General features: G+C 49.1%; 13 protein-coding genes. All 13 read right to left on the bottom strand.

Annotated elements, in window-relative coordinates:
* Window positions 1–22: 22 nt before the first annotated feature.
* Window positions 23–1,369, bottom strand: coding sequence for an ABC transporter permease (locus GAP13_RS07395; protein WP_158907684.1), 1,347 nt, complete (start codon window positions 1,367–1,369; stop codon window positions 23–25).
* A complete protein-coding gene (locus GAP13_RS07390) occupies window positions 1,357–2,040 on the bottom strand; it encodes an ABC transporter ATP-binding protein (RefSeq protein WP_158907683.1) in 684 nt (227 codons plus the stop codon). The genes GAP13_RS07395 and GAP13_RS07390 overlap by 13 nt, the downstream gene beginning before the upstream one ends.
* The gene (locus GAP13_RS07385) at window positions 2,033–3,367 is read right to left on the bottom strand and encodes an ABC transporter permease (protein ID WP_158907682.1); all 1,335 of its coding nucleotides are present in this window, start codon (window positions 3,365–3,367) and stop codon (window positions 2,033–2,035) included. Before GAP13_RS07385 ends, GAP13_RS07390 begins: the two co-directional genes overlap by 8 nt.
* Before the next feature lie 8 nt (window positions 3,368–3,375).
* Window positions 3,376–4,242, bottom strand: a complete 867-nt coding sequence (gene ftsY, locus GAP13_RS07380) for a signal recognition particle-docking protein FtsY (RefSeq protein WP_158907681.1) — start codon at window positions 4,240–4,242, stop codon at window positions 3,376–3,378.
* A gap of 22 nt (window positions 4,243–4,264) precedes the next feature.
* Window positions 4,265–5,146 (bottom strand): hypothetical protein, encoded by an 882-nt coding sequence (locus GAP13_RS07375; RefSeq protein WP_158907680.1) that lies wholly within the window; start codon window positions 5,144–5,146, stop codon window positions 4,265–4,267.
* A protein-coding gene (prfB, locus tag GAP13_RS07370; RefSeq protein WP_186338831.1) for a peptide chain release factor 2 occupies window positions 5,133–6,264 on the bottom strand; the annotation gives its coding sequence in 2 pieces (ribosomal slippage) (window positions 5,133–6,194 and window positions 6,196–6,264; 1,131 coding nt in all). The genes GAP13_RS07375 and prfB overlap by 14 nt, the downstream gene beginning before the upstream one ends.
* Window positions 6,265–6,286: 22 nt before the next feature.
* On the bottom strand, window positions 6,287–7,324 hold the full coding sequence (locus GAP13_RS07365; protein ID WP_158907679.1) for an aldose epimerase family protein: 1,038 nt from the start codon (window positions 7,322–7,324) through the stop codon (window positions 6,287–6,289).
* Window positions 7,325–7,391: 67 nt separating this feature from the next.
* Window positions 7,392–8,210 (bottom strand): SDR family oxidoreductase, encoded by an 819-nt coding sequence (locus GAP13_RS07360; protein WP_158907678.1) that lies wholly within the window; start codon window positions 8,208–8,210, stop codon window positions 7,392–7,394.
* A complete protein-coding gene (cmk, locus tag GAP13_RS07355; protein ID WP_241864314.1) occupies window positions 8,194–8,739 on the bottom strand; it encodes a (d)CMP kinase in 546 nt (181 codons plus the stop codon). Before cmk ends, GAP13_RS07360 begins: the two co-directional genes overlap by 17 nt.
* Before the next feature lie 7 nt (window positions 8,740–8,746).
* A complete protein-coding gene (locus tag GAP13_RS07350) occupies window positions 8,747–9,613 on the bottom strand; it encodes a YicC/YloC family endoribonuclease (protein ID WP_158907676.1) in 867 nt (288 codons plus the stop codon).
* Window positions 9,610–11,181, bottom strand: a complete 1,572-nt coding sequence (murC, locus tag GAP13_RS07345; protein ID WP_158907675.1) for a UDP-N-acetylmuramate--L-alanine ligase — start codon at window positions 11,179–11,181, stop codon at window positions 9,610–9,612. Before murC ends, GAP13_RS07350 begins: the two co-directional genes overlap by 4 nt.
* Before the next feature lie 70 nt (window positions 11,182–11,251).
* Window positions 11,252–13,174, bottom strand: coding sequence for a glycoside hydrolase family 38 N-terminal domain-containing protein (locus GAP13_RS07340; RefSeq protein WP_158907674.1), 1,923 nt, complete (start codon window positions 13,172–13,174; stop codon window positions 11,252–11,254).
* 54 nt (window positions 13,175–13,228) lie between these two features.
* The coding region (locus GAP13_RS07335; RefSeq protein ID WP_158907673.1) for a divergent PAP2 family protein at window positions 13,229–13,701 on the bottom strand (473 nt) is incomplete at its 5' end.

Genomic DNA, 13,701 nt, shown 5'->3' with positions numbered 1-13,701 from the left:
TCTTGACAGCATATATAAAACGCTATTCATGGCGGATAAGCTCGGCAGGCGCGATAGATGTCGATTTCATCGCTGGCAGGATTGATGCAATTGCACTGAGAGCGATTCCTGAAAGCAGTATCAAAACCACAAATCTCCAGTCCATGGTGATGGGAATATGCTCAAGATAATAATCCGGATTGAGCAATTGGATTGTTTGGCGGTCTGCTGACAGCAATCTGCTTGCAAAGCCCAAAATGGCCTGCATGCCGCTGATGATCTGGTTTATGAATATCGAAATCGCTATTCCGGCAAGGCTTCCCGCAATGCATCCAATAGCACCGGTCGCGGTGCCGCCAAGGAGAAAAATGAGTGCTGCCTGTGTCCGCGAAACGCCGAAGGATCGAATTATCGCAATTTCTGCCCTGTGTTCGATGACAAAGGTTGTAAGCGCAGATGCCAGATTCAGTGCGGCGACGATAATGGCAATCACCATTATAAGAACGAGCACAGATCTTGTACTCGAAAACGATTGAAATAGGCTTTTTTCGATTTCTCGCCATGTGCGCACGCGCGCGCCCTGTTCGCTAGTAAGTCCGTATTTCTGGCCTGCACGGGATACTTCGCTCGCGATACGATCGAGATCCGATCCATATGGCTTACTGATCTTGATGCCCATGAATGCATACGCGGTCGCCGAATTGAGCAGCCGTAGAGCAGCATCGCTCTGGATAATGAACCAGTTTGCATCCAGTTCGCGATAGCCGCTGGAGATTATGCCTGCTACACGAAAAACAGCAAGCTTCGGGAGGTAGTTTGTGCTGTCGTTGCTCCTCAGCGTGATAAGGGTCACGCTGTCGCCTGTTTTTACTTCCAGCTTCCGCGCGAGATATCGCCCTAGAACTACTTCATTCTGTCGGTTCGGGTACATTTGCCCTTCGTCGACCGAAATGAAGCGATTGAATCCTTTGTCTTGCAATACTGCTCCATCCAGGCCCCTGATTTGTGCGGACGTCGAACCATTTTGCGAGGCGGCAAGCCCGATTCCGTCGACTTCAAAAGATGTGGAAATGATACCAGGCATGCGCGAAACGTCCTGGGTCAATGCATTCCGTTGCGTGGCATCGAAGCTAAAAGGCAGGCTCATCTGCAAATGGCTGGTTTTTGTTTCGAGATATCTGTCCGTGATTCCCTGAATCATGCCATTTGATACAAACAGCACGATATAGAGTGGAACGAGGCTTATGCCAATGCCGAGAACCGCACCCCAGAAGACGCTGTGACGTGCACGGTACAAGTCATTGTATTGTTCGTTGGCCGGCCTTCCAAAAAGCAGCCGCAAGCCTACAAAGGTGAGTGGCCGAATGTTTGGGTTCTTCACCTGATGCATTCGAAATGGCCCCCTTTGAGAAGATAGGAGCTGTCTCCAATACCAGCAAGTTCTGGATCATGCGTTACCAGAACCAACGTCGTGCGGGCAATTTCAGGAAGGCTCTTGAGCAGTTCTTTTACGGCAGACGCGCTTGCAGGATCGAGATTCCCGGTCGGCTCATCCGCAAGAACAACTGAAGGCTGGTTGATCAAAGCTCGCGCAATTGCCACCCGCTGGCGTTCACCTCCGGATAGCTGCGAAGGAAAGTGCGTTGCGCGGTTGTTCAATCCGACAAGGTCGAGCAGTTTTTTTGCTCTGTCCCATGATTCGGCACGCGGAACTCCTGCCATATATGCAGGAATCGCGACATTTTCGAGAGCGGTAAAATCATTGAGCAAGAAATGGAATTGAAAGACGAAACCGATGACTTCTCTGCGGAAGATATGGAGCATTTTTTCCTGCGCCTGGCCAAGATCGTAACCGGCAATCTTTACCGTTCCGGAATCGAACCGTTCGAGGCTGCCCAGGATGGCAAGGAAAGTGCTTTTGCCTGATCCGCTTGGCCCGAGAATGGTGCATGCTTTGCCTTTTTCGAGCACAAAATCAGCGTTATCCAGAATTCTGAGCACTTCCGCGCTGGAAGAAAAGGTTTTTGTCAGGTTCTCGCAGAAAATTATCGGCTCACTCACTTCTCAATACCTCCAGTGGGGATGCATTTCTGAAACGCCGGTATGCAGCGTAAACGGCGAGTGCCGGAAACAGAATCGCGAAAAATGCTATGAACCCGATATCGGATGCGTACACGCGAGACGGGATGCTTTCGATATAGAAAATCGTCGGAGAGAACAGGCTCAGATCAGGTACGCTCTTTGCAATGCCCACGCGATACAGGAACGACACAACTGCTTCCGCAATACCGACAGCGAAATTTATGACATGGTCAATGTTCTTTGCGAGCGGTATGCCGATGCCGATTCCGCCGAGCGCACCCAGAATGCCTGCCATGAGCCCTTCAAGCATGAAGATGCTGCCTATGGAACGGCGGTCAGTGCCTATAGCGGCCAGAATTGCCAGCTCTCTCGATTTTCTGGCAATATTCCGCCGCATTGCATAATGGATATTGATCGCGACGACCGCAAAAATGATGCTTACCAGGATGAACATGACAACCTTTTCGGTGCGGAGCGCGCTGAAAAAGCTGCGGTTATAGTCTCTCCAGGATTCTGTTCGGCCTATCCCTGGCGTATGCGCAAGCGAAGCGATAAACTGGTCTACTTTTTCCGGATTCTTCAGCTTTATGCCAAGAACGAGAGAAGCAGGCAAGGTTTTGAGTTTCGAAGCAGAGGCCATGGGAAGAATTACGAGCCCTGCATCGATTTCGTAATACCCAGATTTGAAAAGCCCTCCGACAGGCAATGCAATCTCATATTGCTGAACTCCTTCATCAGGGTTGACAACCGCCCCGCGCAGCACAAGATTCTGCCCATTGTACATACCCAGAAGGCGCGCAGTTTCCGTGCCGATCATGATTCCCTGGCGAATACCATCTTCTGCCGCCCTTTCGGATATATGCAATGCATTGCAGAAACCTTTGTCAGCGCCCAAGTCCTGAGGGCTTATCCACATTGCGCGTACAACATTTTGACGCCCTTCTGCTCCTTCGGCAAGCAAATTTGTCTCGATGAAAGGAGTGACAGATCGAACAAGTGAATTCTCGCGTAGCGATTGCGCAAGAATCGAAGGGTCAGAACTTTCCGGCATGATGCGAACATGAAAACTGCTTGTTTCAAGCAGCGAATCGATATACTGCCGCTGGAAGCCATTCATCACGCTCATTACGACGATCAGCGCAACGATGCCTGCAGCTATGCCAATAACAGAAAACAGAAAGCTTGTACGGTGCGAGGTTTTGCGGCCTGTTATAGTCCAGCGAATTGCAATGCGAAAAAGCGCCATAAATCCGGCTCTTTTTCGTGTCTGCAGGGGCTCGAATGTGCCATGCTCGTTCGCTGCCATTTCAGCGCCTACTCACCGACGAAATCCTCGAGATACGCATCTATATTGAAAGGCTGCAGGTTCTCGTATTTCTCTCCCGTGCCCAGAAAGAGGGTCGGAAGGCCAAATTGCCGGCTTACCGCTATAATCATTCCGCCTTTTGAAGTGGAATCGTACTTCGTCATTATGACACCATCAACCTTCACGGCCTCGTGAAAAGTTTCCGCTTGCCGCATCGCGTTCTGGCCAGTTGTCGCATCGAGCACCAGAAGTTTTCGGTAATTAGCCTGGTCTGCTCTCTGACTCACCACCCGATCGAGTTTTGCGAGTTCTTTTACAAGGTCGGATCGCGTATGCATGCGGCCAGCGGTGTCCGCGATGACAAGCTGAGCGCCAGCAGCTGCGGCAGCATCGATGGCATCCCAAAGCACCGCTCCTGGGTCGGAACCATGCTGCTGGGCGACGACGCGTATGCCGAGTCTTTCGCCATGAATCTTGAGCTGATCGATTGCTGCTGCGCGAAACGTATCTCCCGCGGCGAGGATTACATTGTTGCCAGGGTATTGGCGACCCGCCCATTGCGCAAGTTTCGCGCAGCTCGTAGTCTTGCCTACCCCATTCACACCGAGAATGAGCACAATGTTGAGCTTGCCAGGGTCGAGTTCAAAGGTTGCGGTTTTAATATAGGGGCGCAATAGCTCCTTCAGCTTTGCCTTTGCCGCATCAGGATCAGAAATACCTTCTTTCTTGCAGGCAGCTTTGAGAGAGTCCACGATCTCGAATGCAAGAGCTGCACCCATATCGCCTTCGATAAGCAGATCGGCAAGGTCTTCGAATGTCTCTTCGCTGAGCTTGTTTCTGCGAAATAATGCTTTGATCTTTTCAGCAAATTTCATATTTTCTCCGATAATCCTGTTTTCAGCGAGTTGTCTGCAATATTGTTACGGCATTCCATATTGCTGCTGTTAGAAAAACTGCAGTTGCAGCAATGCTCGCGCCGGCCGCTATGCCTGAAATGGTAACAGCACTATTGAATGCAGAGTTTCGAATGGCTGCTTCCTGGTATGTCTGCCACAGCCCCGCGCTCAGAAATGCCGCAGAAAGGCTTATAGAAACGCCTCCTATAGCGAATTTGAAGGTATTATTTGCTTTCTCATAGCGGGATTTGAGAATCCATGGCTCTGTTTTTGGAAGGTTCGCGGAAGCATTTGCCATCGAAGGTGCGATTACTGTCTTTGCAGAGAATGTGCCGCGCAAAATCATGCTTTCAGTGGCTGCCTGCACCGCTTTGGATATACTGAATACATCTACAGGGTCGCTGAAGTATGTGGAGCCTTTCCCGGATTTCTCCAGCAATGCCATACCAAACCGGAATGCGCTTCCTTCAACCGCATAAACCGTGCAGACAAAAAATTGAGCACCCTTGAGTTCTCCTGCTTCAAGCAGTGTCGAATTCGATTTCTCTCCAAGCACCTTCATAGCATCAAGATCGAGAACAGCAATGCTGCGAGTTTCAATTCTCGTCTGGAATGATTCTTTGAGCAAACGCACGAAGCTGCCTGCTTCAGGCAAGGGGCTTCCATTGGAGAGCGTCTGATTGGATGCGAGCCCCTGCCGAACGGATGCCCAGATATCCCATTCGCTTGAATTTTCTGCGATCAGGTGATTGAGCGCTGACATTTCAATCCGAACAGGGAATGCAAGCGCTATGTTTGCAGGGACAGTCTGGCAGAACACATTGCTCGTCAGAAAGAGAAAAACCAGAGCTGCCAACAGGGCTGATCCTTTAAATGTCTTCATCTTCTCCTTCGACGATGGTTCCACCTTTCCACTGCCAATGAAGATAGGCATCAAGGAAAGGATCAATATCACCATCCATTACTGCCTGGACATTTCCGACCGAAAATTTGTTCCGGTGATCCTTTACCATAGTATAAGGCTGGAATACATAGGATCTGATTTGAGAACCCCATGCGATTTCCTTTTTTTCGCCGGCAAACTTGGCTGTCTCTTTGTCGCGCTCGGCTTTGTAATATTCGTACAGCCTCGACTTGAGGATGCTCATTGCGACATCCTTGTTCTTGTACTGGCTGCGTTCATTTTGGCATGTCACGACAATGCCGGTTGCCAGGTGGGTAATCCGCACCGCAGAGTCGGTTTTATTGACTTTCTGGCCGCCGGCGCCGCCTGCCCGATAGGTATCGATTCGAATATCTTCAGGTCGTATATCAATTTCTATGGAGTCATCGAGCACTGGCATCACCGACACAGAAGCGAAAGAGGTATGCCTGCGCGCGTTTGCATCGAAAGGTGAAATTCTTACCAATCTGTGGACGCCCGTTTCGCCTTTGAGATAGCCATATGCATACTCACCCGATATCTGAATTGTTACGGATTTTATGCCGCCTTCTGCTTCAAGAAAATCCAGAGTTTCTACTTTGAAGTCGTGCCTCTCCGCCCATCGCGTATACATGCGATACAGCATGCTCGCCCAGTCGCAAGCTTCAGTACCGCCTGATCCTGCATGAATGGTCAAAAAAGCATCATTTCGGTCTGCTTCTCCGGACAGGAGCTCCAGGATCAGCGCTTTATCGAAACGATTTCTGATATCATTGAGATTTGCAAGCAGTTCCCCCTCCATGTCCTGATGCCCTTCATCCCGAACAAGCTCGTACATTTCCTCGAGCCCGAGAATGTCGTCGTGCAGTTTTTTCCATGACTCCAGGCGCTCTTTCAGGGTTTTTATTTCGGCGAGCACTCTTTTAGCTCGATTCTGATCCGACCAGAAGTCTGTCTCTGATGTTTGTGCTTCTTTGCTGCGAATTTTTTCTTCTATAGCGGCTGCGTCAAAGACGCCCCCAAATATCGATAATTTCCTCTTTTAGATCCTGAATCGGTTTTGCGAGATCTTCCAGCATTTCTAACTCCTCCAATATCTATTTATTTCATTACACTAAAATTATATATAGTCTCATGCTCCCACTTTTCTCCAGGCAGGAGAAAGGCAGAGGGAAAGTTTGGATGATGTGGAGAATCCGGGTACATTTCGGTCTCAAGGCAGAAAGCGGAATGCCGATCGTAGACAGAGCCGCGCTTGCCAGCTATGCCATTCAGATTATTGCCTGTATAGAATTGCACAGCCGGCAAGGTTGTCGCTGCGGTCATTATTCGGCCAGACTTGGGCTCCCTTATTTCAGCAAAAGGTTTGAGAGGCGAATATTCTTTGTCTATGATAAAGCAGAAATCAAAACCATCATTTGCATTCCTGATTTCCTTCCCGATCGGTTTCATCGTCCGGAAATCCAGCGGAGTGCCATCAACAGAAGCAATTGCGCCTGTCGGGATCAATTCGCTGTCCACGGGAAGATACATGCTTGAGTGCATCAAAAGCTCGTGATCAAGAATCGTGCCATTGCCTTCGCCAGCAAGGTTGAAATAGGCATGATTTGTGAGGCTGACCAGGGTTTTTTTGTCTGTTTTTGCTTGATAGCGTAAGCGCAGACTTCCAGACGGCGAAAGGCTCACGGTTAATTCTACTGCCAGTGTTCCAGGATATCCTTCTTCGCCATCGGGGCTTTCTCGCGTCAGCATGAGGGCAGGATCGCCTGAAATTGATGACAATTCTCCATTCCATAAATATTTGTCAAAACCGCGCCTGCCGCCGTGCAGATGATTTCGGTTGTTGTTGGCCCACAGCTTGTATTCCTTGCCATCAAGTTCAAATCTTGCACCGCCGATTCTGTTCGCAAAGCGCCCTACTGTTGAACCAAAATACGGATGTTTGCCCGCATATCCGGAAAGCGTCGAAAACCCAAGAAGAATATCATCGAAGCTGCCATGCGCATCTGGCATGATGAAGCTGACCCATGTCGCCCCATAATCGGTGAATGCAGCGAGAAAATCGCCAGCTTTCAGCACGTAGAGAGAAACATCTTCGCCGCTTGCAAGTGTACCGAAATGCTTTTTTTCAATTCCCATGGAGGCGCTCCTTTCCACTTCATGTTCCGAGGACTATCATACTGCAGATTTGCTTTTGCCGCGAGGCCTAGAGCTTGTAATAGATTTTATAAAAAGCTTCAAACCAACTGTCAGGAAGGATTCGTCTGACCCAGACTGCAAAGCGCTCGAAAAGAGGCCCAATGGTTACCCGGACTGGCAAGCTGCGCGCGCTCGCCAATTGCACGATCCTTTTGCCAGCCAGCGCAGGAAGTGCCCCGTGCAATTCATCATGCTCCTGGACGCCAATAGCCTTTTCAAACTGGCTTGTATAGGCGCTCCCCGGGCGCACCAGCTTGCGCCGCGCGCTTGTGAATCCGGTTCTGAAATCCCCAGGCTCCACGATGCATGCCTGAATATTGAACGCTCGTATTTCATGACGCAAAGATTCAACAAAACCTTCGAGCGCAAATTTGCTCGCAGAATAAAAGGCCTGAAACGGCATGCCTATCCTTCCCGCAATAGAGCCAATTACAATGATTTTGCCGCTTTTCTGCTGCCGCATTGCGGGAAGAAAAGCCTGAACTGTTCTCACAACCCCGAAAAAATTGACATCGAGCTGGGCTTGCGCTTCGGATATTGGCGTGTCTTCAATTGAGCCGCTGATGCCTGAGCCTGCTCCGCATACAAGAACATCGATACGTCCAGCATTCGAAAGAATGTAGTTTCTGCATTCCTCAACCGAATCATTTGAGGTGACATCGGTGCGGACATAGATGAGTCCGGCGGGCAGGTTTTCAGGATTCTGCCTTCTGCCTGCTCCAAATACGATAAAACCTGCATCTATGAATGATTGTGCGATAGCAAGACCGAGGCCGCTCGTGGCTCCTGTCACCAATGCGACAGGCCTGTCATCTGATTTTTCCATGCTGTTCCCCGTATAGAGAAATGTTATAGGCATCTATTATGATGTCAGCCACCTGGGATGCTGACCATCGCTCGGTATCGATGACTAAATGAGCAACCGATACATCATCGATATCGATATTGTAGAGAGCTAGATAGCGCTGTCTGTCTCTTGCATCTCGCTCGAGTGTGAAGCGTTCGATTTCTTTTCTGTCTCCACCCTCCCGCGCAAAAATCCTGCTTACGCGGACCGAAGGGCTTGCTTTGAGATATACTTTCAGATCGGCTTCAGGCACCATCCACATTGCAAGACGGGAGCCTATGACTGTGTTGCCTTTTCGGGCGAGCATGGTTTGATGCTCATCGAGCTTTCGGTCATATTCAAGGCTTTCTTGCGCTTTTCTGAACAGCTCTTCCAGAGGCATGCCCATTTCGGCTGCCATTGTCCGAAATGTGTAATTTACAGGTGTATATCCGAGCCTGTCAGCGACCATGCGCGACACAGTTGTATTTCCGCACCCCGACTTTCCTGAAATCGCAATTATTCCCATAGCGCGATCACTCCACATTCCTGAGCTGCTCTCTGATGTTTTCGAGCGCGTCTTTCATCTCAACGACCGCCAGAGAAACGGCGACGAGCATGTTCTTCGATCCGATTGTGTTGACTTCCCTGTTCATTTCCTGGCAGAGAAAATCCAGTTTTTTGCCGCAAGAGGGCTCGGCAGCAATTGCCTTAAAAGCCGAGATGTGCGCTTTCAGGCGCTGAATCTCTTCGTTTATGGTGAGCCGCACCAGTTGCACTGCCAATTCCTGCAAGACCCGGCTTTCATCGTAGTTATCTCCAAGCAATTCTTTGAATCTGGCGGTTATCTGGTCGTGCACAAGCTGTTCGAGCTGGCCTGCGTTCTGTTCTATTTCGTCGAGTTTCGATGTAAACCTGTTCATCTGGTTTGTAATGTTTTGCTGCGTCGCAAGGCCTTCTCTTATTCTGCTTTCTTCGAATTCTCGCCATGTTTCTTCCATGGTCGGGAACAAAATCTGCCATAATTCCGATTCATCGATATCAGTATTCAGCTCGATGACGCCGGGGAAGCGCGTGAGCACATCGAGCGAAGGCGTATCATTTAAGCCGCAGGCTAGTGCAAGGTTGCGAAGCTGTTCGGTGAGGGTTTTTGCTGACTGGAAATTCATTGTGATGTCATCAAGGGTCGCTTCTGTCTTTTTCAACCTGAGAGTGCACTCGATTTTTCCCCTCGATATCCTCGAACCAAGAAATTCGCGTATATTCGGTTCGATTCCTGAAGCCGAAGCCGGAATGGAAAGCGACAAGTCAAAAAAGCGGTTATTGTATGATTTCAGCGTAATGCTTCCCAGAAATCCTTTTGCGGAGATTGTTCGATGCGCAAATCCCGTCATGCTCTTCATTCCGTGTGCTTCCTTTCAGGTCCGTGCTTAATGGCTTTTTTGTTTTCAAGAAGTTCTGCAAGAGCTCTGCCCAATTTCCAGTTGTCTCCAGCGCCCATTGTTAGAAAAATATCACCTGGCTTCAATTTTTTTTCTAGCATTGGCAGCGCATCGAGCGGCTCTTCTGTGTACAGCGCAAATCCTGTCCGCGCTCGCAAGGTGCTTTCGCCATGACCGATCGAAGTCGCTGCTAAATGACTATCATCCGGTACAAGCAGATCAAGATCCTTGCGCCTTTCGCACAGCTTCTGGAACAATTTCTGGCCATCGAAATCCTGAATCGGTTGTTCGCGCGCAGAGGCATAGATCTTGTGCATCACGACAGCGTCGGCTTGATCGAGCGCAGCGACAAAAGCATCCTGCAGGGCGATTGTCCTGGTGTAGGTATGCGACATAAAATCTACAACAAGGCGGCGATGAGGCCAGAACTTCTTTATTCCTTCTATAGTTGCAGCAATTGCAGTCGGGTGATGCCCGTAATCGTCTATGATCAGGATCCCCCCATATTCACCAACTACTTCGCTTCGGCGCTTCGATCCGCGGAAGGACGATAATGCGTTTGCCATCATTTTCCATTCATGAGGTTCGATATCGCGAGATGTTTCAGCCTTGAAAATCGAGTCAGCAAGCGCAAGCGCCGCAACTGCGTCCAGAACCAGATGCTGCCCCGGCACATGAAGCGAAATGTCTACAGGATAATTCCCTGTAATAAAAGTATTTGTTCCTGCGAGTGTCCGCAAGGAGCGAATTTTCCATTTTCCTTGAGCTGAAAAACCATACTCAACAAAATTGATGTCTTTCCTTTGTTGTAGGGCAATGTCTGCAACTTCAGTTGCGCCTTTTTCATCGGCACAAAAAATCAGTGTCCCGCCCGAGGGAAGAGACAGAACATACTCAACGAAGGCATCGCGTATGCTTTCATAGGTCGGAAAATAATCCTGGTGATCGCTCTCTACAGAAGTAAGCACAATCCAGGAAGGCTTGAAATTGAGAAAATGTTTGCGGTACTCGCATGTTTCTGCAATGAAGTAAGTATCTCCCTGAATAAGGGTACATCGATTGTTAAAATTGGAGATCGCAGAACCAGCAAGGACAGTCGCGGGCATCGACAAGGCTTCCATTAGAATGCCGGTGAGCGCGGTTGTCGTGGTCTTTCCATGCACTCCGGCGATCCCTGCCGATGTGCTGTGCAGAGAAAGGGCTCCCAACACTTCAGGGTAGCTGTATATCGGGATGTTGTGTGCCGCGGCGGCTTTGAGTTCCGGATTTGCATCGCGAGAATATGCAGCAGAGTAAATAACTAGATCACATGCATCCGGAATATGCTTTGCGTCAAAATTCTCGAACAATTTCACATTCAGCGCGCGGAGAATGCTGTCCGTATAGAAAACATCGGGCACATCACTGCCAGTGAGGAGTGCACCGCGGCTATGAAGAATTTCAGCGAGGGCAGTCATCCCAGTGCCTTTAGCTCCTACGAGATGAATTTGCAGGCCATAGAGATTTGAAGGGAACTGCTTCAATTCCATATTGCACCAATTGTAAAGAAAATCGCTTTCAATCTACAAGACCCCTTTGACATCGAAAAGCAAGACGCGCTCAGTGTTCAATATGCACTGAAACCGAAAATAGCACTGTCCCTTCAGGAGGAAGTGAAAAATCCCAGCCGATGGTCAATGTGAAGCCTTCGAAAATCCGTGCATCTTGTGCTTCCTTTTCTGTAATAAAGCGGCCATCTTTCGGACTTTCGGCGAAATTGGGAACTCCGTCCAGCGAAAAAGGATTATCGGATCGAATAATCATCTTTTCCGCACCGAGCACATCTCCTATCTCCACACCATCAATTGCGTCGGCAGCAAAAGATTGATCGGCCGGCAATTGCCGGGATTGGCGATGCGCAAGCGTTTGTACCTTATGATCTTTTAGGGAAGGCAGCGCAATGATTTCCGAAATCGTGCAGAACCGGATGGGAAATGGATTGCTTCCTTTGTTGGTTAGTTCATAATTTATGCTGAAGTAATCATTTTCGAATTGATAGCTCTTTCGGCAGCCGAAAAAAGCGCCAAGATTATCTATTTTGCCATGGAACTCTCGGTAGAATGTTGCATTGAGGGATTCTTTGGCATTTTCGACCAAATTCCATGCTTCATAGTCCGGAAATAATCGTGTTTCGAAAGTACCTGCAGCGCGTATTTCGTCTTTGAAGCAGCCGGTCGAGAAATGTTCCGCGTTCCAGCCGCATGCATAATTTCTTCCCGTGCGCAGCGAATCGAGCTCGGCGACCGAAGCACTGTCCGATTTCAGATAGCAATTATATACGGACGATTGATAGAGCACTTCCTTGATGCCATCAAAATCAAGATCATCATATGCCATGAAATGATGGAAACGATTCTGGCGAATTGTTTTTTCTGCTTCTATCAGCGAGGCGTAGGCACCAAGCCGGGCTTCGGAACGCAAAATGCCTCCGGTTGGGCTGACCCAGAACAGCTCGCCGCTTTGTGCTCGCCAGATATCGTCCAGCGAAGCCTTTTTTCTCGATTTGTCTCCTCTGAACAGATTGGTCATTGCTGAAACAAAATTCAGCTTTTGGTACAGCAGGTGCACAAGAGGATGATCGACAACCGATTGCTTCGATATTTGAACACATTCAAAACGTGGAATGTCAGCTTTTTGGATGATGCGTTCGCAGTAATCCCTGAAACGTCTTGAATAGCATTGAGCAAAATAGATTGTCCGCGCCGCTTTTGAAGATTTGTAGAGCTGGGAAGCGGTAATCGTATCATATTCAAGACAGTTTTTCTGGAACCACGCGAAGCTGCGCTCGAACAAGACATCGGGCGATTCAAGGCCGCTCCGCTCCCATGTGCTTGATATGGCATTGCCATCTGCCATAATCACGAATGCGCTGATTTGAGGGTTATCCTGTTGAAGTTTTAAAAGGGTAGCCTCATATGGAACGAATGCGCTATCGTCGGAATGCGATTCGAATGCCGGGTAGATCAGAACCATCTTCCTGTGATCTTCCGAAGCCACAGGCTGGCATGAGAGATTTTCCGGCGCTATTTCCTTGAACTGCGCTGCCGGCAGAAATGTGTACTGAATCTTGGAATTCTGAAGGATTGCGGGCAAGGAAGAAGTCCAGGAATATTCATACAGCCAGGCTCCTGAAGGGCGCTTTCCGATCGTCTTTCGGATAAATGCACTGAGCGCTTCTACTTGCCCCGTCATGTCCTGCGTGCTGACAAGCGGCGCAAGCGGGCTGTAAAAGCCTCCTCCTAAGAGTTCAATCTGGCCTTTACGGACCATTTCGATGAGCAAATACAGGTATTCGGGATGATTCTGTTCAATCCATGCGAAAATATTTCCGGGGAAATGAATAACGGCCTTTATTGAAGGAAACTTGTACAGCCCGGAGAGAAAAGGACGCCACGCCCCTTGATATGCTTGCTCATAGAGCGTGTCTGATGCGTTGTAGGGTAAGCTATTGTACATTCCCAGTACTACTCTGAAGCTCTGCATTGAAAAATTTTCTCCTAAAAGGCCTCGTCGACTCAGTAATACTACACGATTCCTTCATTGCAATGAAGAGGATACAGCATGAAAAATGTAATTCCAGCAGACGAGAATCGAGACTGCCATGCCGAGAACAGCACCCACTACTACTTCCTGCCAGCGATGGCCATGGATTTCCTTTACTGGCGTGAATGCGATATTGAAACGCTCCGACATCTGCTTTCCCAGAATATTGAGCGCTTTCGATTGAAGACCGGCCGATCTCCGGACACCCAGCGCATCCCGAATCACAATAAGGCCCAGGAAAAATGACAAAACGAACAAGGAATCGAAACCCTCAACGAAGGCGATCGCTGCCGACAGCGAAACCACCAGCGCCGAATGGCTTGAGGGCATTCCGCCCGTTTTCCAGAGCATAATAAAAGCAATTTCTTTAGCCTTGAGTTTGTGCCGCTTGAGGAACGCGAGGATCGCTTTCAATACCTGTGCAAGGAATATGCTTAAAGCACCCGAAACGAAAATCGGATTTGCCA

Origin of the sequence: Rectinema subterraneum (genome assembly GCA_009768935.1) — a bacterium.
GTDB classification, from domain to species: Bacteria; Spirochaetota; Spirochaetia; order Treponematales; family Rectinemataceae; genus Rectinema; species Rectinema subterraneum.
The sequence above is the reverse complement of the archived record's forward strand: the minus strand, read 5'-3'. Positions and strand labels throughout refer to the sequence as shown.